Genomic DNA, 22,858 nt, shown 5'->3' on the forward strand with positions numbered 1-22,858 from the left:
CCGCCGCGCAAGGAGACCCTGCTGGTCAATATCACCCCCCGTGAGCAGCGGGTGGCCTGGGTCTACAACGGCATGGCGCAGGAGCTGTGGGTGGAGCGCACCAGTCAGCGCGGGCTGGTGGGCAACATCTACTGGGGCCGGGTGCAGCGGGTGCTGCCGGGGATGCAGGCGGCTTTCGTGGACATCGGCCTCGAGCGGGCCGCCTTTCTGCATGTTTCCGATGTATGCCGTCCGGAGGACGACCCGGACTGTGAGCAGATTCAGAAGCTGCTGCATCCGGGGCAGTGGATCATGGTGCAGGTGGTCAAGAACCCGCTGGGCAGCAAGGGGGCGCGGGTGAGCATGCAGATCAGCCTGCCTTCCCGCCTGCTGGTCTACATGCCCGGACAGAAGGTCATCGGTGTTTCCCAGAAGATCGAGGATGAGGCCGAGCGGGAGCGTCTGCGCGAGCTGCTGAAATCCATTCCTGAGCTGGAGCGGGCGGAGGGGGGCTTCATCGTGCGCACGGTGGCGGAAGGCGCCGACCTGATGGAGCTGCGCGCCGATCTGCTCTACCTGATGCGTCTGTGGGAGAGCATCGCCGAAAAGAAGGGGGGCACCAGACCGGTGTGCCTGTATGAGGACCTGCCGCTCTATCTGCGCGTGTTGCGGGACACGCCGGTGGAGCAGGTGGAGCGCGTGCTGGTGGACTCGCGCGAGACCCTGCTCAAGATGCGCGACTTCGCCCACGCCTATGTGCCCGAACTGGAAAACCTCATCCAGCACTATGAGGGCGAGCGTCCCATCTTCGATCTGTTCAATGTGGAGGACGCCATCACCCAGGCGCTGGAAAAGCGCGTGCCGCTCAAATCGGGCGGCTATCTCATCATCGATCAGACCGAGGCGCTCACCACCATTGACGTCAACACCGGCGCCTTTGTCGGCCACAAGAATCTGGAAGAGACCATCTACCGCACCAACATGGAGGCCACCGACGCCATCGCCCGGCAGCTGCGCCTGCGCAATCTGGGGGGCATGATCATCATCGATTTCATCGACATGCAGGAGGCGCAGCACCGCCGCCATGTGCTCGACGCCCTCAAGCGTGCACTCATGCGCGATCGGGTCAAGACCACCGTCAATGATTTCTCGCCGCTGGGGCTGGTGGAGATGACCCGCAAACGCACCCGTGAGAGTCTGGAGCGCACCCTGTGCCACACCTGCCCCGTGTGCGAGGGGCGTGGCACCGTCAAGACGCCTCAGACGGTGGCCTACGAGATCTTCCGTGAGATCACCCGCATGGCGCGGCAGTTCGATGCGGACCAGTACCGCGTCATCGCCTCCGAAGCCGTGGTGGCCTACATCATGGATGAGGAGTCCGACTCCGTGGCCGAGCTGGAAGCCTTCATCGGCCGCAGCCTCAGCTTTCAGGCCGAAGCCACCTATCCGCCCGAGGCGTTCGATGTCGTGATGCTCTGATGGTCAAGCGCACCAAACGCCTTCTCCGCGCCATCTTCTCGGCCATCGTGCTGGCCAGCATGCTGTGGCTCGCTCTGCTGCAGCTGACCTGGGTGTGGCTGTCCACAAGTCCGGAGAGCGTCACCCGCTGGGTACGTGTGGTGACGCAGGAGCGTCTGACCGTCGATCGTTTTACTCTTTCGGGGGACTGGACCCATCCGCGGATCACACTGCGTGGCGTGAGCTGGCGCACACCATCACTGGACGCCCATGTGGAGGAAGCAGAGCTGGATGTGGACTGGCTCGGCTACATGCGCCATCCCGGCCTGTGGGGAGAGCGGCTGCGCATCACCCGTTTTCACGTCCGCCGCAGTGTTCTCCGGCATGGGCATCTGAATATTGATCCGCAGCAGGCGCAGCGGGCGCTTTCCCGCCTGTTGCGCACGCTGGCACTGCCCTTTGTGCGCATCTACCTCATACAGGGCCGTTATCAGCAGGGGGGCTGGACGCTCAAGGTGCCGGGAGTGGCCATCTCCCGGCAGGGCGGGTTTCATATGGACGGCCTTGTCAAGACGTTCTATGCCGATCGTCTGTTGTGGACTCATGTCATTCATGGCACCCTGAAGGTGGACTGGCGTGGATACTGGAAAACAGGCGCACTGCGTCTGACGGATATTCACCCGGCGCGACTGAAGGATCTGGCACCGATCTTTCAGGCCGACTGGCGTCATGGCCAGCTGGCGTTGAATGCCGAGCTGGAAGTGTCAGGTGGGCGGCCGGTTGCCCGCTTGCATGTGGACCTTGGTGAGCTGGAAAACGAGCGAGCCGAAGATGCTCGACAGGTGCGCAGCGTGGGGGCAAGCCTGGTGTGGCGGGAAAGTGGTGCGGGAGACCGCTTTTCCATCGAACGCTGGCGCTTCAATGGCGCCTTGCTGCCCAATGTGGCTCCGGCATGGGTGCAGCTGACGGAAAACCGTCTGCAGCTGAATGTGGCGCGGTTCCGTCTGGCCGATTTCGGAGCGGCTTTGCAGGATCTATTGCCAGATTGGCCCGTGGAACAGGTGGCGTTCGACCTTGAAGGGCTGGATGCCCGCTTTCAGCTGAAGCCGTTTGCGCTGACCGCGTTGAGAGGGCGGATCACACGTCTCAGATGGCCGGAGAGTGTTCGCTACCCGGGCATGGAAGCCAGACATGTCGAGCTGGGTCTGGATGGGCGCGCCATCGTCACCACCCTTGCAGAACCGGTCCGGTTGCACTGGAAGCAATGGCGGCCTGCCACAAAACGCATCACATTCAGGCAGCCTCTGCACTGGCGGGTGGATGACCGGGGGGTGCGTCTGCGGGCTGTGACTTTCCTGCTGGATGGCAAGGTGTCGGGTCGGGCTGATTTCAGCCTGGTTGAGGGGCATCTGAGAGCCAGCGCCGAGCTGCGCCCGCAGAGGATGGAACGGGTAAAGGAGTATCTGCCCTATGGGCTCATGTCGAAAAAACTGGCCCACTGGTTGCAGAACGGGCTGGTTGCTGGAGAAGTGGCGCCGGTCACTTTGCGTATTGACGGCCCGCTTGAAGCCTTCCCGTTCAGCCATGGTGAAGGCGTATTCACGGCACGCACTCATGTGAGGCAGGCGACGCTCAGGTTCTCTCACAGATGGCCGGTGCTCACCGGGCTGGATGCCAAAGTGTCTTTCCAGCCATGGCGTATCGCCATCGACGCCACCCAGGCCGGTCTGGATGGCGTGCGGGTGCGACAGGCCCGGGTGGAGATCGGGCCGTTGCGGAAGAAAAAGCCCGTTGCCCTGACCCTGGTGGGGCAGGCGGAAGGTACGGCGCAGACTGTACAGCGCCTGCTGCTGGATTCGGTGCTCGCCGAACGGCTGGGGCTCGGGAAGGTGTTGGGCGGACCGGTGATGCTGGCCGAAGGCACGGTGACGGCACAGGTGGCTCTGTGGCTGCCGTTGCACGGTTACGATGGTCGGGTGCCTCAGGTGGACGTACAGGCCACTTTGCATGATGTGGGGCTGCGTCTGGCGCAGAAGCATCAGCTCAAAGGGGTCAGTGGTGCCGTACACATTACCCACCGCAGTGCTGTCTCCGGTCGGCTCAAGGGACGCCTGGACGGTCAGCCGGTCAGTGCGCAGGTTGCTACCGATGTCGCGCGAAATGCTCTGCAGCTGAAGGTGGACGGTCGCTGGCCCATGCAGAGATTGCTGGCGGATGTCGAGGGAAGCTGGCACTGGCGTGCCCGTGCCTTCATCCCGCTGCGACGCAATGCCACGGTGCGCATTCAGGGGGGGCTGACGCCTGAACATATCCGACATAACCGGGTTCCGGCGCCGTTGGGGCAGTGGCTGTCCGAGCCGGTCACGCTGCAGGGAACGTTCAGTCGTCGGCAGGTTTTTCTGCAGCTGGCTCAGGCAGGACAGCGCTTTGCCGGTGTGACATTGAGGCCGTTTGGACACCAGTTTCGGTTGCATAACCTCACTGTGCTGTTGAATACTTCAGAAGGCGCGCGCAGGATTCTGCTGCGGCGAGGCACGCCGGGCATTCTGGTACAGGCGAATATCCATCAGCCGCTCGAGCTGGAGAAACTGCGTGACTGGTGGCGGCACCAGCGCGCACTATTTGGTACGTCCGGAGGAGCATTGCCCACGGTGGTCGTGGGCGCGCGGCTCGATGAGGTACGCTGGGGCATTCAGCGTTTTCGTCAGGTGTATCTCAACGCCTATCGTGTGGACAGGCGGCGCATGGGAGCCGAACTGCGCAGTGGCAAGGCCCGCGTGCTGGCCCTTTATCTGCCGGAGCAGGATCAGCTGGCTCTCAACGTGGAAAGGTTGCAGTGGCGAACGGCCGAAACTGAGCCGACGCAGGCCTGTCGAATTCATCCGGCCCGTCCGGACAGGCTGAACCTGTTCTTTATCGGCCAACATATCCGTTTTGGTGCCTATGACTTTGATGAGGTGCGCTTCAATCTTCATGCCGACCCGGCTCAGCTGCGTCTGGAAAATCTGCGTATGGCTGCTGCGGAAGGAAGATTGAGCGGCAAGGGGCAGCTGCTGTGGTCATGGCGCAACAATGAAACGATGCTGCAGTTTGATCTTCAGGCACGACCGGTCGAGGCCATGCTGCAGTGGGCCGGGTTCAGTGAGTCCGGCTTTACCGGGCGCAAGGGGGCCTTGAAGGCACGGCTGCACTGGCATGGAACACCGGACTGCTTCACCCTGCGGGGCGTGCAGGGCACGGCCCAAGTGCGTTTTGACGACGGGGTGATCCGCAAGGCGAAGGTAGGCATGGCCCGTCTGATCAGTCTGCTGAGCGTGGACAGTCTGCTGCGCAGCATTGATACCACCGTCAACCAGCTGCGTTATGAGGGCATGGCCTATGAGGTCATTGAAGCCGAGGCCAGTCTGATGAAGGGCATGGCAAAGCTGAAGAGGTTCCGCATGGAAGCCCCACTGGTGCACGCCGCTCTGAAAGGCCGGGTGGATTATGCCCGCAGACAGTATGACCTGTTGGCCACCGTCTCGCCCAAGATCGGCGGCACCGTGACCACTCTGGCGGCACTGCTGGGCGTGGCCAACCCCATCGCTGCACTGACCACCTACCTGCTGATGAAGAATCTGCCGGGCATCAAGGAAGGGCTGATCCGTTATCACTACAAGGTGATCGGTCCCTGGGACAAGCCTGTGATTACGCCATTGGACGGAGATGGACAGGGCACCGGTCGAGCACAGACCCCGGCCGAAACCCTCGGACACTGAAAACTGTCGAAAAGCGTCAGAGGGTGGCCAGGCACCTGATCATTCACAGCTGAGTGCTTCCATCAGCTGCTGGCGCAGCTGATGCTGCCGGGCTTCATCCAGCGGTGCGCCTTCCCGGTCTGACAGAAGGAAAACGTCCTCCGCCTTCTCGCCCACGGTGCTGATGCGGGCATCGTGCAGGCGCAGGCGGTTCTCGACGAAAACACGGGCGATGCGGGCCAGCAGGCCGGGCACGTCCAGGGTGGAGATGAAAAGTTCGGTCAGCTGGCCACGCTGCTGGAAGGTGATCTCAGTAGGTGTGATGAAGCAGCGCAGCTTGCGGTCGGGGCGACCGGTGCGCAGCGCTTCCGCCTCGATGGGGTGGGCGGCCACCTCCAGCAATGCCGCCCGGATGGCCTCGCGCTGGGTGTCTTCCAGCGGGGCGTTGCGCTGCTTGTCCAGAGCATAGAACAGGGTCAGGGTGTAGCCATTGCTCAGGCAGTAGATCTGCGCCTCCATGATGGAGACCTGCGCCCGTTCCAGCGTCTGGGCGATCTGGGCAAAGAGAAAGTCCCGATCCGGCATGTAGATCAGGATCTCGGTGGCGCCGCGCACCGGCTGTTCCGACAGCTTTACCACCGGAGGGGTCTGTTCCACCAGGGTGGTCGTGATGCGGGCGATGGCCTGCGGGCCCTGGCGGTGGAAGAATTCCGTGTCCGCCAGCGCATCCCACAGCGGACTGAAACGCTGGCTGTCCAATCCCTGCTTGGTGAGCAGCTCGCGCGCCTTTTCCTGATTGCGCAGCGCCTTGCGGGCGATGTCGCGCGGCGTCTCCGACACCTTGTCCAGCATGCGGCTGGTTTCGTTGTAGAGTTCCAGAAACAGGGCGTTCTTCCAGTCGTTCCACACTTCCGGCGAGGTGGAAAGGACATCGGCCACCGTCAGCAGATAGAGGTAGTCCAGATGTTTCTGGTCGCCCACCTGTTCGGCAAAGCGGGCGATGACCTCCGGATCGGACAGGTCCTGCCGCTGGGCGGTATCGGAAAAGATCAGATGGTGACGCACCAGCCAGGTGACCAGAGCCGTATCCTGCGGGGAGAGGTTGTGGGCGGCACACCAGCTTTCGGCAAACACGGCGCCGGTTTCCGCATGGGGTTCGTTGCCCTTGGTGATGTCGTGGAACAGGCCGGAGAGAAAGAGCAGTTCCGGCTTTTCGATGCGCCTGGCCACCTGATGGGCGGTGGGGAACTCCCAGGCATGCTGGTCGATGAAGAAACGACGCAGATTGCGGATCACCAGCAACGTGTGCTCATCCACCGGGTAGGCGTGGAACATGTTGAACTGCATCAACCCGGTCACCTGGCCGAACTGGGGAATCAGGTGCTCCAGCACACCATACTGATGCATGTGCTTGAGGCTGTGGTAGACCCCCTGCGGCTGGCGGAACAGCGCCAGCAGCAGCGTCTTGTGGATGGCGTCCTCCCGGAAGGCATCGTCGATCACATGCAACGCGCTGTCGATGGCCCGCAGCGTGCCGGCCCGCAACCCTTTCAGCTGTGGATGGTAGGTGAACAGCAGAAAGGTCTCCAGCAGCGCCGTGGGATTGCGTTCGTAGATGGCTGGGTCGCGCACTTCGAGAAAATCATTGACCACCTGAAAGCGGTCATTGATGGGCACCGGTGTGTGGCTCTGGTCGAACAGCTGCTCACGGAAGTGGGCCAGCAGCACCTCGTTCAGGCGGATGACCGTGCGGGTGGTGCTGTAGAAGGTATGCATCAGCGCTTCCACCTGCTGATTGACCGTCTCGCCCGGATAGTCGAGAGCATCGGCCAGCAGCTGCTGATTTTCAAACAGCAGGCGGTCTTCCCTGCGCTTCTTGTAGCGGTGCAGGGCGAAGCGGAAGCGGCTCAGCTGTTTGTTGGCCGCCTGCAGCCGGTTGAATTCCTGCGGTGTCAGCAGGTTGTGCTGCAGCAGGCTGTAGAGGGAATCGGCATTGAGCAGGCGACGGGCGATCCAGAAGATGGTCTGGATGTCGCGCAGGCCGCCCGGACACTCCTTGAGGTTGGGTTCCATCTGATAGAGGGTGCCCTGCACTTTTTCGCGCCGTGCCTGCTGTTCCGCATATTTGGCTTCATAGAACAGGGCCGGCGGCCAGAACTCCGGGTCCTTCCACAGGTGGCGCAAGCTGCCGAAGCCTTCATAGTCACCCGCCAGCCAGCGGCTTTCCAGCAGATTGGTGGCGATGGTGACATCTTTCAGGCTTTCCTCCCGGCAGGCGTCGGTGGAGCGCACCGAACTGCCCACGTCCAGCCCCCAGTCCCACAGCAGAGTCAGGAAGGTGGACAGGCGTTCCTCATGACGCTGCTGCTGCTGTTCATCGGCGATGATGAGCAGGTCGATGTCCGAATAGGGGTGCAGTTCGCCCCGACCATAGCCGCCTACGGCCACCAGCGTCATTTCTTCAAGACCGAAGTGCTGCCACAGCAGCTTGAGCAGCTGGTCGATGAAATTGGCCCGGTCGCACACCAGATGGGCGGCCGGCCGGCCCTCGTCAAACTGGGCGAACTGCGTATCCCGAAAGTGGGTGAGGATCTCCCGCCCGGTGGCACGCAGCGTGTTCAGGTCACCGGAGCGGAGCGCGTCGGTCAGTTTCATGCCGTCTGGGGCAGGAAGGACTGTTCCCCTTCCCGCAGCGTGAAGATTTCGTAGCCGTCATCCGTCACCGCCAGGGTATGTTCCCACTGGGCGGAGAGCTTGCGATCCTTGGTGATGACCGTCCACTGATCCCCCAGCACGCGAGTCTCCTTGCGGCCCTGGTTGATCATTGGCTCGATGGTGAAGGTCATGCCGGGCACCAGCTCGATCCGCTTCAACGAGGGGTCGGCGTAGTGAAGCACCTGAGGCTCTTCGTGGAAGTTTTTGCCGATGCCGTGGCCGCAGTATTCCTCCACTACGGAGTAGCCGTTGGCGTGGGCGTGTTTTTCGATGGCCAGCGCCACGTCATACAGCGTGTTGCCCGGACGCACCTGCTCAATGCCGAGCCAGAGGCACTCACGTGCCACGTCACAGAGGCGTTTCGCGTAGGGTGCCACCTTGTCACCCACGCAGTACATCATGCTGGTGTCGCCATGGTAGCCGTCCTTGATGACGGTGACATCGATGTTGAGAATGTCGCCGTTCTTGAGGCGTTTGTCAGAGGGAATGCCGTGACAGACCTGGTGGTTGATGGACGTACAGATGGATTTGGGGAAACCGTGATAGTTGAGTGGAGCAGGGGTGGCGCCGTGATCCAGAATGAACTCATGGGCCAGCCGGTTCAGTTCCTCGGTGGTGACGCCGGGTTGCACATGGGGTGTCAGCATCTCCAGCGTGCGGGCCGCCAGTTGGCCGGCGATGCGCATGCCTTCAAGGTCTTCTTCGGTCTTGAGAATGATGCTCATGTCAGGCAAGGATCCTCTGGTGTTCGGCGCGCTTTTGTGGTATAAATCGCGCAGCCCGGAAAGCCGGGTATTTTATCACCAACGACACACACACGCCTGAACCGTGGATGGGGTGCCCGATGAGGGTTCATGCACGGGGCGTGTGGAGGTTGAACCCGAAACAAGGAGTATCGACATGGCAAAAGTCACCATGCGCCAGCTGCTGGAAGCCGGCGTTCACTTCGGTCACCAGACCCGCTACTGGAACCCCAAGATGGCGCCGTACATCTTCGGCGTGCGCAACAAGATCCACATCATCAACTTGGAAAAGACGCTGCCCATGATGAACGAGGCCATGGACTTTCTCAGCCGCGTGGCGGCAGAGAAGGGCGAGGTCCTGTTCGTGGGCACCAAGCGTCAGGCGCAGGATATCGTGGCAGAGGAGGCGCAGCGCGCCGGCATGCCCTATGTGAACCACCGCTGGCTGGGCGGTATGCTGACCAACTTCCAGACCATCAAGAAGTCCATCCAGCGCCTGAAGGAGCTGGAAACCATGGCGGAAGACGGCACCTTCGACAAGCTGACCAAGAAAGAAGCGCTGATGCTGTCCCGCGAGAAGGACAAGCTGGAACGCGCGCTGGGCGGCATCAAAAACATGAAGTCCAACGGCAAGCCTGCTGCGCTGTTCGTCATCGACGTGGGCAATGAGCATATCGCCGTCAAGGAAGCGCAGAAGCTGGGCATTCCCGTTGTCGGCATCGTGGACACCAACAATGACCCGTCCGGCATTGATTTCGTCATTCCGGGCAACGATGACGCCATCCGCGCCATCCGCCTGTATCTGAGCACGGCAGCAGACGCGATTCTGGAAGGCAAGAACAGCATCACCACCCGGGTGGAAGGCGACGAGTTCGTGGAAGCCGACGAGGTGGAAGAGGCGGCTGGCGACGCCTGAGCCGCAGGACAGGTTCCCTGAATGAGACGCCTCGGTTCGCCGGGGCGTTCGTATTTGAATCACCAAGATCGAGGAAGGAAAAATGGCTATTACCGCTGCAATGGTAAAGGAGCTGCGCGAACGTACCGGCGCAGGCATGATGGACTGCAAGAAGGCGCTGTCCGAAACCAACGGTGACATGGACGCGGCTGTTGATCTGCTGCGCAAGAAGGGCATGGCCGGCGCTGACAAGAAGGCTGACCGCGTGGCGGCCGAGGGCATCATCGCCGTGGCCGTTTCCGAGGACGGCAAGAAGGCGGCCATCGTCGAGGTCAACTGCGAGACCGACTTCGTGGCCAAGGGTGACGATTTCCAGAACTTCGCCAATACAGTGGCGCAGAAAGTGCTGGAGACCGGCATCGTGGACCCTGCGTCACTGGCGGAGGTCAAGCTGGACAATGGTCAGACCGTTGACGAGGCCCGCCGTGAGCTGATCGCCAAGATCGGTGAGAATGTGCAGATCCGCCGCGCCGAGCTGCTGCAGACCGAGAACGGTCACATCGGCATCTACCGTCACGGCGACCGTATCGGCGTGGTGGTGGTCATGGAAGGCGGTGACGACACCCTGGTGCGCGATGTGGCCATGCACATTGCCGCTTCCAACCCGGCAGCCATCTCCGCAGCTGACGTGCCTGAGGAGGTTATCGCCCACGAGCGCGAGATCTTCACCGCTCAGGCGAAGGAGTCCGGCAAGCCCGACAACATCATCGAGAAGATGATCGAAGGGCGCATCAACAAGTTCCTCAAGGAGATCACCCTGCTGGGTCAGGCTTTCGTCAAGAACCCCGATCAGACCGTCGAGCAGCTGCTGAAGGAGGCGGATGCCACTGTCAAGCAGTTCGCCCGTCTGGAAGTGGGTGAGGGCATTGAGAAGAAGGAAGAAAATTTCGCCGAGGAAGTGGCCAAGCAGGCTGCTGCCGCACAGCAGAAGTAATCTTCCACTTCCAGAAGCATGAAACGAAAAGCCCGGCCATCTGGCCGGGCTTTTTTATGTCAGACTGGCTGAAATATCGGTCGGTCAGTCGATCTGCTGCTTGGCCCGTTCGATCTGCGCCTGCTCCAGTTCTTTCTGCTGGATGAAGTAGATCAGGCGGCGGCGAATTTCTTCCGGCAGGTTCTCGAACTCCAGCGCCACCCGTTTGCGGTTGGGTCCCTTGTCCGGCAGCGGCAGGATGTTGACCACATGGCTGCGGATGAGAATGGGTGGTTCGTTCGGATTAGGCTGCATGAGCAGGTCCACCTTGTCGGTTTCCCTGATGTCCCGATCCGTTTCCAGCGCCAGACCACCTGCGCTCAGATTGACGCGCACCAATGGCAGCATGTGGGCCAGCTGCTTGCGGTCCAGGGTCTGCAGTGCCACATTGATCTTGTTGTTGAGTGCGTGCAAGGCGGAGGCGAGCAGATCGCTGCGCTCGGCAATGGTGTTGATGGCCTGCTGCAGCTCGCGCTCCGTCTCCTGCAGGTTGTCGAGGAAGTGCCGCTCGATATACTGGCTGTCAGGCAGGTTGGGAGCCGGCGCCTGCCGGGCTTCCTGTTCGGAGAGGATGCGGTAGCTCAGCGGCAGCATGGTGTTGAGTCGGTAGAAGGTGCGTTTGTTTCGGGTCTTTGCGTTCATGTGAAAAGTGTTCCGCTGTGTTCACCCAGAGAAATTAGCACAAACCGCGCCAGAATGGGGGCTTACAGTGCCTTGAGCCGCTGGACGGGAATGGTGTTGCGGGTGTGGGTGATGCGGTTGTGCTCATCTACATAGATGAGAGCGGGCTTGAAGCCCGTGGCTTCTTCCTCGCTCAGCTGGGCGTAGGTGGCGATGATCAGCAGATCGCCCACGCTGGCCTTGTGCGCGGCGGCACCATTGACACTGATGATGCCGCTGTTGTCTTCGGCGCGTATGGCATAGGTGGTGAAGCGCTCGCCATTGGCGATGTTGTAGATGTGAATCTGTTCGTATTCACGGATGTTGGCGGCATCCATCAGGGTGCCGTCAATGGCGCAGGAGCCTTCATAGTTCAGCTCCACCTGTGTGGTGGTCACCCGGTGCAGTTTTGACTTGAGCAGCGTGATGAACATGCCGTCATCCTGTGTTTCCGTGAACAAAAAATTATAACAGAATGCAAAAGCCCCGCATCAGGTGCGGGGCTGCAAGCTGTCAGGCGCTGGCTGCTGCCTCAGCCGGTATTGCGCATGCCTGCCGCAATGGCGTTGATGGAGCGCAGAAGTGGCACCAGCCACTTTTCCCGCTCTTCTTCCGGCAGGCTTTCATCGTGGTAGCGGCGCAGCAGCACCACCTGGATGTGGTTTAGCGGGTCCAGATAGGGGTTGCGGCGCTGCAGTGACAGGGCGATGGTGGGCACATCCGCCATCAGGTAGGCGTTGCCGGAGACTTCCAGCGCCTGGTCTACGCTGCGGCGGTATTCTTCCGCAATCATGTCGTAGATCTTTTCAGCGACAGTCTTGTCACGGGCCAGCTGGCTGTAGAGCTTGCCGATGCGCAGGTCGGTTTTGGCCAGCGCCATCTGGATGTTGCTCATGATGGCGCGGAAGAATGGCCAGTTCTCATACATGTCCTTCAGATCCTGTTCACCATGGCTGTCACTGTAGCGGGTCAGGGCGTAGCCGGTGCCATACCATGCGGGGAAGGTCAGCCGCGCCTGCGCCCAGCCGAACACCCACGGAATGGCACGGATCGAGGCCTTGGACAGATTCCCCTTCTTGCGGTGGGAGGGGCGGGAACCGATGTTGAGCAGGCCGATCTCGTTGACCGGTGTGATCTGGTAGAAGGTTTCAATGAAGCCGGGCGTGCGGTCGGTCAGCTCACGGTAGTGATCCTCGCCGTCTGCCGCCAGCTGCTTCATGATTTCCAGATGCTTCGGATTGTCTTCCGGCACGGGTCGGATCAGGCCCATGCTGGCCTTCATCAGGCCGGTGACACCCATGGAAAGTTCGTGAGCGGCGGTTTCGCTGTTGCTGTACTTGTAGGAAAGCACCTCGCCCTGCTCGGTGAACTTGATCTCGCCTCGCACGGTGCCGGCCGGCTGGGACATGATGGCCATGTGGGTCGGGCCACCGCCACGGCCGATGGTGCCGCCGCGGCCATGGAACAGGCGACAGTCGATGCCGTAGCGGTCGGCCAGGGCGATGATCTGTTTCTGAGCCTGATACAGGTTCCAGGCGGAAGCCAGGTTGCCGCCGTCCTTGGCGGAGTCGGAGTAGCCCAGCATGATCTCCTGCTGATTGCCTGAAGCCTGCAGCAGGGCGCGATAGATGTCATTTCTGAACAGTGCTTCGGTCACCGGCACGATGTGCTCGAGATCCACAATGGTCTCGAACAGTGGGCTGACACTCACATGGCAGTAGGGCTGGTCGCCGCACCAGCCGGCCAGTCCGGCCTGATGGGCCAGGAACAGTACTTCCAGCACATGGCTGGCTTCGTGGGTCATGGAGATGACATAGTTGTTGAAGGCGCGTGGGCTGATTTCCTCGCGCATCTTGCGCATGACATCGAAAACCGCCAGCACTTCGCGCGTCATGGGCGCCAGATCAAGGTGCTGGGTGTCGATGACAGTGGCGGAGGCGATATGTTCGGCCAGCACCTTCTGGCGTTCTTCCTCGGAGAGGGACAGGTAGTCGATATTGAGGTTCTTCAGCAGGTCGGCGACCGCTTCGGTATGCACGGTGGACTCCTGACGGATATCCAGCCGCATGAGGTAGAAGCCGAAAGTTTCCACCAGGCGGATCAGATCGCGCAGTTCTGCGTTGGCCAGATCCTCATCGCCATGCCCCACCAGTGAGTCGTAGATCAGGCGCAGGTCGTCCAGCAGCTCCTGCTCGTTCTGGTAGGCGAAACGGCTCTTGACGGCAGGCTGACCGTCCAGTCTGGCTTCCACGTAGTTGAGGTTGCACTGCAGACGACCGTGCATGATGTAGAGCATGCGCCGGTACGGCTCGTCCTTGAAGCGGTCTGTGCGCTGTTTGAATACCATGCGCATCAGGTCGGCGTCCACGATGGTGACCCGGTTGAGCAGTTCCTGCTTGATGTCACACAGGTAGCGGGAGTGGGTCAGCTGGCGGGCCAGCTCGAAGATGCGCCGCTGATATTCATACAGCACCGCGCGGCTCTGCAGCAGCAGGGCATGTTCGGTGGTCTCGTGGGTGACGTAGGGGTTGCCGTCACGGTCGCCGCCAATCCAGGAGCCGAAGGTCATGAAGTTGGGCACTTTCAGTTCCGCGTCCGGGAAATTGCGCTCAATGGCCCGCTCCATGAAGCGATAGACATCGGGAATGGCCTTGAACAGGGACTGACGGAAGTAGTAGATGCCGTTGCGGATTTCGTCTTCCACCGTCGGCTTCTGGCGGCGGATCTCGTCAGTCTTCCACAGGGTCTGAATCTGATAGCGCAGCTTGTGGATGATCTCTTCCTGTGCGTAGTCGTTCTGGTGGTGTTCCGCGTCGTTCAGCTCGCCGATGGTCTCAAAGATGCGGCGCAGGTTCTCCATGACGGCGCGGCGGCGTGATTCGGTGGGATGGGCGGTGAATACCGGAATGTAGTTGAGCCGATTCAGCAGGGTCTGCAGCTCTTCGGGCTGCACGCCTTCCCGCTTGAGGGTGCTGACCGTGTCAAGGAAGGAGCCGAGCCACAGAGGGCCGTCACTCTTGACCTGGGTCTGGCGTTCATGGAACTGGTGTTCTTCCTCCGCCAGGTTGACAAGACCGAAGTAGATGTTGAAGGCACGGATGATCAGAATGAGCGTGTCCGGATCCTGCGCTTCGATGAACTGGATCAGTTCTTCCCGCAGGGCGGGATTCTCTTCCTTGCGCAGCTTGATGAAGCCCTTGCGCAGCTTTTCGATGGCCTCTAGGACGTCGTCGCCGTGCTGCTTGCGAATAACCTCGCCCAGCAGGTTGCCAAGCAGTTTGACCCGGGCGCGCAGTCGCTGGTCACGCAGTTCTTCTGTAGCCATGCTCATTCCTGTTATTTCGACAAAACCAAAAAATTATACCCCGACGGAATGGTGGACACAAAAAAGCCGCCCATTGGGGCGGCTTTCGTTTGTGGTGGGGGATGGCAAATTATTTGCCGCTGCAGAAACGCTCGTATGCCTCAAGGATTTCCTTCTTGGCCATGTTGGCGTCTTCCCAACCTTCGATCTTCACCCACTTGCCGGCTTCCAGATCCTTGTAGTGACTGAAGAAGTGCTCGGTCTGCTCTTTGATCAGCGGCAGGTCTTCAATCTTCTCCACATGGTCGTAGATCGGGGTCATCTTGGAAGTGGGCACGGCGATGATCTTGCTGTCCTCGCCACCGTCATCGGTCATCTTCAGCATGCCGATGGGGCGTGCGGGAATGACGCAGCCCACCATCAGCGGGTGGGGCGTTACCACCAGCACGTCCACCGGGTCGCCGTCATTGGCCAAGGTCTGGTTGATATAGCCATAGTTGGCCGGATAGCTCATGGTGGTGGCCTGCAGGCGGTCCACCCAGACCACCTCGGTGTCCTTGTCGATCTCGTACTTGATCGGCGGGGCGTAGGCCGGAATTTCGATGATGACGTTGATTTCGTGGGGAATGTTTTTGCCGGCAGGAACGTCTGCAAAGCTCATGGTTGTCTCTCCCTGTTGCATAACGGAACACGCCGCCCGCAGGCGGCGTGTGCGGAGGTGTCCTCAGGCAGTACTCAGCCCGCCTGATGATAGCGCATCACGGTCTCCACTTCGTTCTTGGAGCCGAGCACCACGGGTACGCGCTGGTGGATGTCTTCGGGCTGGATGTCCATGATGTCCTCGCGTCCAGTGGTGGAGCGACCGCCAGCCTGCTCGACGATGAAGCTCATGGGATTGCCTTCGTACATCAGACGCAGCTTGCCCGGCTTGGAGGGATCGCGGCTGTCCCACGGATACATGAAGATGCCGCCGCGCACCAGGATACGGTGCACCTCCGCCACCATGGAGGCGACCCAGCGCATGTTGTAGCGCTTGCCCAGCGGGCCTTCCTCGCCCTGCAGGCAGTGGGCGATGTACTCCTGCATGGGTTTCTCCCAGAAGCGCTGGTTGGACATGTTGATGGCGAATTCCTTGGTGTCCTCCGGGATCTTCACCTGTTCCTTGGTGAGGACGAACTCGCCGATGTGACGGTCGAGGGTGAAGAAGTTGACGCCCTTGCCGGTGGTCAGAACCAGAATGGCGGAGGGGCCGTAGAGCACGTAGCCGGCGGCCACCTGGTTGCGGCCGGACTGCAGGAACAGGTCCATGTTGTCGCCGGAGCCGGGCTGCTTGGCTTCCAGAATGGAGAAGATGGTGCCGACGGAGAGGTTGACGTCGATGTTGGAGGAGCCGTCCAGCGGGTCGAAGGTGACCAGATATTTGCCTTCGTCATTGCAGGCGACGGTGTTGTCCTCTTCTTCGGAGGCGATGCCGCGCACGCCCGGATCCTGAGCCAGCACATGCTTGAGCACGTCGTTGGAAATGACGTCCAGCTTCTTCTGGGTCTCGCCCTGAACGTTCTCGCTTTCGGTGGAGCCGAGGATGCCGGCCAGCTCGCCCTGGCTCAGCTTGTGGGCGATTTCCTTGCAGCCGATCAGGGTGTGATTGATTACGGAACGCAGGTCCGCGGGCATGCCGTCGCGGCGCAGGACTTCATCAACTCGCATCATGGCGGTTTTTCTCCATCGTTATCAACTCGAATCCGGGAAAGCTTATCATGTAGCCGCACGATTGAAAAGCAGAGAGGCCGCATGCGCTACATCATCAAACTGTTCCCGGAAATCATGGTCAAGGGCGCCTCGGTGCGCAAGAAGATGACCCGTCAGCTGGCGGACAACCTGCGCCGCATCTTCATGGAAGAAGGGTTGCCGCCACAGGTGAAATGGTTTCTTGACAAGCTGGAGGTGGAGGTGCCGGACGACCGGGCATCTGTGGCGGAGGACATTCTGCTCAGCACGCCGGGCATTGAGCAGGTGCTCAGAGTTCGGCAGTTCCGGGTCGAACCCACGCTGGGGGCCATTGCCAGTCAGGTGGCCGAAGCGGTGGGTGAACGACTGGCCGGGAAAACTTTCGTGGTGCGGGCCAGGCGCAAGGGTCAGCATGACTTCAACTCTCAGGAGCTGGAACGCTGGGTGGGCGGCTATCTGAACCACAACACCGATGCCACCGGTGTGGACCTGCATACTCCGGAGGTGCGGGTGGAGCTGGAGCTGGAGAACAATACGCTCAGCATCGTGGGCGCGCGCATGAAGGGGCTGGGCGGCTTTCCACTGGGCAGCCAGGGGGAGGCGCTGTCGCTGGTCTCGGGCGGTTTCGATTCCACGGTGGCCAGCTATCTGTCCATGCGCCGCGGCATCAAGACCCATTTTGTCTTCTTCAACTTGGGGGGTGCGGCTCACGAGATCGGGGTCAAGCAGGTGAGCTACTACCTGTGGCGCCGCTTCGGGCGTTCCCATCGGGTGAAATTCGTCACCGTGCCCTTTGAAGATGTAGTGGAGGGGCTGCTGACCGAAGTGAGCGACAGCTACATGGGCGTGATGCTCAAGCGCCTGATGCTGATGGCGGCGGAGCGGGTGGCGGACAGGCTGGGTGTGGACGCGCTGGTCACCGGTGAGAGCGTGGCGCAGGTGTCCAGCCAGACGCTGCGCAACTTGGCGCTCATCGATCGGGCGACGGACAAGCTGGTGCTGCGTCCCTTGGCGATGATGGACAAGCCGGAGATCATCCGCATTGCCGATGAGATCGGCACCCGTCAGTTTGCCGAGACCATGCCGGAGTACTGTGGTGTGATCAGCCGCAATCCGGTCACCCATGGCAGCTTCCGTCGGCTGGCGGAGGAAGAGAAGCGCTTTGACATGGGACGGCTGGAGCGTGCGCTGGAAAACATGCGCATCGAGCCGGTGGATGAGCTGGTGTCCGCCATCAATGCGGCCGAGGCCGTGCCGGTCGTGCATGAGGTGCCGCCGGGGGCGAAGGTGATTGACATCCGCCGGCCGGAAGAAGTAGCCGCCTCACCGCTGCCGGAAGCGGATGCGGTTATTCCCTTTTACGAACTGGGGCGGCGTTTCGCCGAGCTGCCGCAGGATGTGACCTGGCTGCTCTACTGCAGGCAGGGTGTGCTGAGCCAGCTGCACGGCCAGCACCTGCGTGACGCCGGCTTTGACAATGTCATGGTGTATCGGCCGACTCCATGAGGTGGTCACGCACCTGCAGCTTGCGCCGCTGCAGGTTGAGCAGCATGCGGATGGCTACCTGGGTCTTGCGCACGCGGGAGACGTAGTCCACGGTCTCGCGACCGATGCGCTTGCGGGCAATCAGTTCTACGTTGAAGAACCAGCGGAAAGGGTTGAGGCCGGCTTTTTTGGCTTCCCTTTGCAGCTGACGGATGCGAGTGGGGCCGGCGTTGTAGGCGGCCAGGGTGAAGTTGATGCGGTCGTCGGTGGAATAGACCGGTGAGCTGAAGTAGTTGTCCCGCAGCCAGGCCAGATAGCTGGCGCCCGCCAGCATGTTCTCGAATGGATCCTTCAGGTTGCGGATGCCGAATTTGCGCGCAATGAGGCGACGCACCTGCATCAGGCCGATGGCGCCCGCGTGGCTGCGCTTTTTCGGGTCCAGGCCGGATTCCACATAGGCCACGGCTGCCAGCAGGGTCCAGCTCAGGTCGAAGAAATCGGCCAGTTCCTCGAAACGCGGCTGGTAGCAATAGAAGCGGCGCAGTGTCTTGCGGTCGATGGGGTTGCGCAGCCAGCGGGCATTTTCAAAGTAACGCTGAAACAGAATGTTGCTGAGCAGGCTGCCGGGCTTGGCCTGAGCCTTGATGAACCGGTTGAGCGCCTGTTTGAGTTTCGGGTTGTTCTTGCGCACCGCCCAGGCGATCCTGCCGCCGTAGTGGAAGACGAAATCGTCCCGTGGTCGGATGTTGTTGAGCACCCGTGCCCAGGCATGGGCCAGGTGACTGTCCACCACGGTGTAGTCGATCAGGCCTTCGTTGAGCAGTTCCAGCAGGTCTTCGGCCTCCAGCTCCGGTTCTGCCAGCACGATCTGCATGGGCGGCAGCCCCCGGTAGATGAGCGCCTGGTTGAACACGTTGAGATGGGTGGCGTAGCTGCTGCCGCGCACGACAACGATCTTTTTTCCGGCGAGATCTTCCAGCCGGTGTGGCTGCTCGGCCAGCATGCCGGTGACCAGAATTTCATTGATGCCGGTCAGGTAAGGCAGGGTGAAGTCCACCAGCCTTGCACGGCTGGGGGTGATGGTCAGTCCGGCAGCACCGATGTCCCCGCGTCCGGCACGCACGCCATCGATGATGGCGTCAAAAGGAACCGGCATGAACACCAGGTGGGTGATGTAGCGCTTGCGCCGTGGTCCTCGGTTGAGAAACTGCTCGAAGCGGCGCAGCAGCTCGTATTCGAGCCCGCGCCACTTGTGGCCGTCAAAGTAGAAGTTGGTACGTGAAGGGCTGATGAGTACCCGGATGAGACGCCGCTGACGCATCTCGGGCAGGTCCCCTTGAAAAGGGGCGTAGAGGCGCCCATAAAAAGAGGTGTCGGCAGGCGGCGCATCCTCGCTCTGCGCCCGGGCGGTCAGGGCCAGCAACAGCAGCGCGCAGAAAGCCAGTCTCTGTCGTAGCAATGCCATTCCGTCTCCGGTCGCAGCCATGGGCCGAGTTTAACACAGCCCCGCACCGTCACTGCTATAATCGCGCACGACCGGCGCGCTTTCAGGTTTATTCCCGAGTGTCCGGCAGGATGCTGGGGAATAAAGCTGAGGCGCGCTGGTTGAATCATTGTCATGTTCAATCAGGAAGCAACAGTTAAGTGAGCAGAAAAAACCATACCTCATCAGACAGGCCGGCCACGCTGCCGGTGGAAGACCCCAACTTCGAACGAGAAGCACAGAAATACGAAAACCCCGTCCCCAGCCGTGAATACATCATGAAGCTGCTGGAGGAGGTGGGCACGCCGCTGACCTTCAAGGACATTGCCGCCCGGCTGGGTATTGACGACGAGCCTCGCCTTGAAGGGCTGTCCCGCCGGCTCAAGGCCATGGTGCGGGACGGTCAGCTGCTGCGCAATCGTCGTGGCGCCTACGGGCTGGTCAAGCGCATGCAGCTGATCAAGGGGCGTGTGCTTGGCCATCCGGACGGTTTCGGCTTCGTGGTGCCGGAAGATCCCAATGCCGACGGGGACATCTATCTGCCCGCCCACGAGATGCACAAGGTCCTTCACGGGGACGAGGTGCTCGTCTCCGTGGTGGGCGAAGACCGTCGCGGCCGCAAGGAAGGGGTGATTGTCGAGGTAACCCGGCGCCACACCCAGAAGCTGCTGGGCCGTCTGCACATTGACGAATACGGCATGGCCTGGGTGCAGCCCAGCAACCATCGCATCGCCCAGGATGTGTTCATTCCAGCCGATGGCCTCAATGGCGCGAAGGAAGGGCAGGTGGTGCTGGTGGACATCATCCGCCAGCCGTCACGTCGTTCCGGCCCGGTCGGGCGTGTGGAGAAGGTGCTCGGCAACTATCTGGACCCCGGTCTGGAGATCGAGTCGGCCATCTACGCCTATGACATTCCCCATGAGTGGCCGGCGGACGCGCTCTCCGAGCTGGATGAAATTCCCGACACTGTCACCGAGGCGGATCGTGCCGGACGCAAGGACCTGCGCCATCTGCCGCTGGTGACCATCGACGGGGTGGATTCCAAGGATTTCGACGACGCCGTGTTCGCCAAGCGGCGCAAGAACGGCTGGCGTCTGGTGGTGGCCATTGCGGATGTGTCCCACTACGTGCGGCCTGGTTCGGCGCTGGACGAGGAGGCCTACCGCCGTGGCAACTCGGTCTATTTCCCACAGCTGACGGTGCCCATGCTGCCGGAGAAGCTCTCCAACGGCCTGTGCTCCCTCAATCCCAAAGTGGACCGCCTGTGCATGGTGGCCGACATGGAGATCAGCGATGAAGGCAGGCTGGTGCGCAGCAAGTTCTATCCGGCGGTGATGCACTCCCATGCGCGGCTCACCTATGACGAGGTGTGGCAGGCGCTGCAGGATGAAACCGCCTGCAGCGACAACATCCGTGAAGTGCTGCCCCATGTGAAGGAGCTGTATGAGCTCTACAAGGTGCTGCGCAAACAGCGCGAGGCGCGCGGCGCACTCGACTTCGACACGGTGGAAACCCGCATCGAATTCGATGACAATCGCAAGATTGAGCGCATTGTGCCGGTCGTGCGCAATGACGCCCACAAGCTGATCGAAGAGTGCATGCTGATGGCCAATGTGGCTACGGCTCGCTATCTCTCCCGCTTCAAGATTCCCATTCTCTACCGGGTGCACGAGCCGCCCAAGCCGGAACGGCTGGAGGAGTTGCGTACCTTCCTGTCTGATTTCGGCATCACGCTGGGTGGTGGAGACGAGCCCACCGCGGCGGACTTCGCCGAGGTGATCCGCCAGGTGGAGGGCAAGCCCTACGCCAATCTGGTGCAGACGGTGCTGCTGCGCAGCATGAATCAGGCGGTGTATCAGCCGGAGAACAAGGGGCACTTCGGCCTCAACTTCGACTGCTACACCCACTACACCTCGCCCATCCGACGCTATCCGGACCTGATCATCCACCGGGCACTCAAGCACGTGCTCACCGAAGGGAAAATGCCCTATCCCTATGATCTGCCCCGCATGGAGCAGATCGGCGCACACTGCTCCGAGACCGAGCGCCGTGCGGATGAGGCCACCCGCGATGCGGTCAACTTCCTCAAGTGCGAGTACCTCTCCCACCGCTTGGGGGAAACCTACGAGGGCATCGTCGCCGCGGTGACCAACTTCGGTCTGTTCGTGGAGCTGCAGCCGCTCTATGTGGAGGGGCTGGTGCACATCACCGAGCTGGGCGATGACTACTTCGTCTATGACAAGGCGCGTCACAGCCTCATCGGCGAGCGCACCGGAAAGCGCTACCGCATCGGTGACCGGGTGCGGGTTCAGGTGGCGCAGGTCAATCTGGATGAGCGCAAGGTGGAACTGCGCCTGCTGGGCGAAGTGGAGGACGAAGAGACGGGCAGCGGGTCTGAAGATGGGGCGAAGTCAGCCCGCCCGAAACGCAAGCGCAGCCGAGGCGGAAAGCGTGGCCGCAAGCCGGCTGGCAAGACGTCCGCGCCTTCGTCCGAAAAGCCTGCACAGGCCGCTGAGCAGGCGGAGCGACCGAAATCCCGTCGAAACCGCAAGCGCAGCCGCAAACCCCGCACATGAGCGAAATCGTCTATGGGGTGCACGCCGTCGAGCGCCTGATCAAGCAGGGCGCTGCGATACGGGCCATTCAGCTGGTCAGTGGCCGGCTCAACCCGCGCCTGCAGAAGCTGCAGCGCATGGCGGAGCGTCAGGGCATTCCCGTCGAGCGTGTGCCCCGTGCCCGGCTTGACCAACTCGGCGGTGTGCATCAGGGCGTGGCCGCACTTATGGATGAAGAAGTGGATTCGGCTCTGGCGCTGACTGAAGCGGATCTGCCGACGCTGGTTGCGTCCCGTCCCGACCCGCTGCTCATCTTTCTCGACGAGGTGCAGGACCCGCACAATCTGGGCGCCATTCTGCGCACGGCAGATGCCACCGGCGCGCAGGCGGTGGTCATTCCCCGTCACCAGTCCGTGGGCGTGACCCCGGTGGTGCGCAAGGTGGCCTGCGGTGCGGCCGAAACCGTGCCGGTCGTCATGGTCAACAATCTGGCCCGCACGCTGGCGGCGCTCAAGGAGCACGGCCTCTGGATCATCGGCTTGGCCGGCGAGACGGACCGGGTGCTTTTCCAGCAGGATCTGCGCGGCCCCATTGGACTGGTGCTGGGGGCGGAAGGGCGAGGGCTGCGCCGGCTGGTGCGCGAACAGTGCGATTACCTGTGCGCCCTGCCCATGATGGGCTCGGTGGAAAGCCTCAATGTCTCCGTCGCCGCCGGCGTCGCCCTCTATGAGGTGCTGCGTCAGCGCCACTACGCCGACTGACGCAGGACTTTGCCATTTTTCCTCTGATTTCTCCGCGTTTTTGCCACGCTGCCCGGCGCGCCTGAGGCGGCATCTGCCAAAAACGGGGGAGACCCCATTAAAGCGGCGGATTCGGCGTCCAGATCGACGCAAAGATCGGTTTTGCGGCCTTTCTCCGCTTCGCTGATGGTGCGGTGTGGGCGTACCTGGAAAAATCAGGGGGGGAAGCCCCATCTCTGCGGCGGTTTTACTCTTCCGGTGCGGCGTAGATGTTGCCTGCCTCGTCAATGCGGATGGGATAGGGCTGCAGGTGATCACCCAGACAGGGCCCGTCCACACACTC

The 22,858-nt window shown here is 61.5% G+C and carries 15 protein-coding genes; 7 read left to right on the plus strand and 8 right to left on the minus strand.

The features are described from left to right. The first annotated feature begins 18 nt into the window (after positions 1-18). Entirely contained in the window at positions 19-1,458 is a 1,440-nt protein-coding gene (gene rng, locus F8K16_RS01745; RefSeq protein ID WP_367122694.1) for a ribonuclease G, read from the plus strand. After that, positions 1,458-5,195: a DUF3971 domain-containing protein gene (locus F8K16_RS01750; protein ID WP_294946071.1), complete on the plus strand. Its 3,738-nt coding sequence runs from the start codon at positions 1,458-1,460 to the stop codon at positions 5,193-5,195. The genes rng and F8K16_RS01750 overlap by 1 nt, the downstream gene beginning before the upstream one ends. A gap of 39 nt (positions 5,196-5,234) precedes the next feature. Here F8K16_RS01750 and glnD read toward each other — a convergent pair whose 3' ends face one another. Both glnD and map read right to left on the minus strand, forming a co-directional pair. Then, positions 5,235-7,829, minus strand: coding sequence for a [protein-PII] uridylyltransferase (gene glnD, locus F8K16_RS01755; RefSeq protein WP_294946073.1), 2,595 nt, complete (start codon positions 7,827-7,829; stop codon positions 5,235-5,237). Then, positions 7,826-8,614: a type I methionyl aminopeptidase gene (map, locus tag F8K16_RS01760; RefSeq protein ID WP_294946076.1), complete on the minus strand. Its 789-nt coding sequence runs from the start codon at positions 8,612-8,614 to the stop codon at positions 7,826-7,828. The genes glnD and map overlap by 4 nt, the downstream gene beginning before the upstream one ends. Positions 8,615-8,789: 175 nt before the next feature. On the opposite strand from map, the gene rpsB reads away from it, so the two are divergent. Next, positions 8,790-9,548 carry a 30S ribosomal protein S2 gene (gene rpsB, locus F8K16_RS01765; protein WP_294946079.1) on the plus strand — a complete coding sequence of 253 codons (759 nt, stop codon included), beginning with the start codon at positions 8,790-8,792 and terminating at the stop codon, positions 9,546-9,548. A gap of 82 nt (positions 9,549-9,630) precedes the next feature. After that, on the plus strand, positions 9,631-10,521 hold the full coding sequence (gene tsf, locus F8K16_RS01770; RefSeq protein ID WP_294946082.1) for a translation elongation factor Ts: 891 nt from the start codon (positions 9,631-9,633) through the stop codon (positions 10,519-10,521). Between the two features lie 84 nt (positions 10,522-10,605). Here tsf and F8K16_RS01775 read toward each other — a convergent pair whose 3' ends face one another. From F8K16_RS01775 to F8K16_RS01795, 5 genes are all read right to left on the minus strand, one after another. Continuing rightward, positions 10,606-11,202: a PilZ domain-containing protein gene (locus F8K16_RS01775; RefSeq protein WP_294946085.1), complete on the minus strand. Its 597-nt coding sequence runs from the start codon at positions 11,200-11,202 to the stop codon at positions 10,606-10,608. Between the two features lie 62 nt (positions 11,203-11,264). Next, positions 11,265-11,654, minus strand: coding sequence for an aspartate 1-decarboxylase (gene panD, locus F8K16_RS01780; RefSeq protein ID WP_294946088.1), 390 nt, complete (start codon positions 11,652-11,654; stop codon positions 11,265-11,267). 98 nt (positions 11,655-11,752) lie between these two features. Beyond that, complete coding sequence (gene ppc / locus F8K16_RS01785; RefSeq protein WP_294946090.1) at positions 11,753-14,551, minus strand: phosphoenolpyruvate carboxylase; 2,799 nt, start codon at positions 14,549-14,551, stop codon at positions 11,753-11,755. A 103-nt stretch (positions 14,552-14,654) separates the two neighbouring features. Beyond that, complete coding sequence (gene ppa, locus F8K16_RS01790) at positions 14,655-15,185, minus strand: inorganic diphosphatase (protein WP_294946093.1); 531 nt, start codon at positions 15,183-15,185, stop codon at positions 14,655-14,657. 74 nt (positions 15,186-15,259) lie between these two features. Next, positions 15,260-16,234, minus strand: a complete 975-nt coding sequence (locus tag F8K16_RS01795; protein ID WP_294946096.1) for a class 1 fructose-bisphosphatase — start codon at positions 16,232-16,234, stop codon at positions 15,260-15,262. A gap of 81 nt (positions 16,235-16,315) precedes the next feature. Between F8K16_RS01795 and thiI the strand changes: the two genes are divergently transcribed. Continuing rightward, a complete protein-coding gene (gene thiI / locus F8K16_RS01800) occupies positions 16,316-17,758 on the plus strand; it encodes a tRNA uracil 4-sulfurtransferase ThiI (protein WP_294946099.1) in 1,443 nt (480 codons plus the stop codon). Here the strand turns inward: thiI and F8K16_RS01805 are convergent. Then, on the minus strand, positions 17,733-19,202 hold the full coding sequence (locus F8K16_RS01805; RefSeq protein ID WP_294946102.1) for a transporter substrate-binding domain-containing protein: 1,470 nt from the start codon (positions 19,200-19,202) through the stop codon (positions 17,733-17,735). The genes thiI and F8K16_RS01805 overlap by 26 nt on opposite strands. A gap of 179 nt (positions 19,203-19,381) precedes the next feature. Here F8K16_RS01805 and rnr point away from each other — a divergent pair, with 179 nt between their 5' ends. Then, complete coding sequence (gene rnr, locus F8K16_RS01810; protein WP_294946105.1) at positions 19,382-21,796, plus strand: ribonuclease R; 2,415 nt, start codon at positions 19,382-19,384, stop codon at positions 21,794-21,796. After that, entirely contained in the window at positions 21,793-22,536 is a 744-nt protein-coding gene (rlmB, locus tag F8K16_RS01815; RefSeq protein ID WP_294946107.1) for a 23S rRNA (guanosine(2251)-2'-O)-methyltransferase RlmB, read from the plus strand. The genes rnr and rlmB overlap by 4 nt, the downstream gene beginning before the upstream one ends. The last annotated feature ends 322 nt before the right edge of the window (positions 22,537-22,858 follow it).

This window comes from Sulfurivirga sp. (genome assembly GCF_015490265.1).
Lineage (GTDB): Bacteria > Pseudomonadota > Gammaproteobacteria > Thiomicrospirales > Thiomicrospiraceae > Sulfurivirga.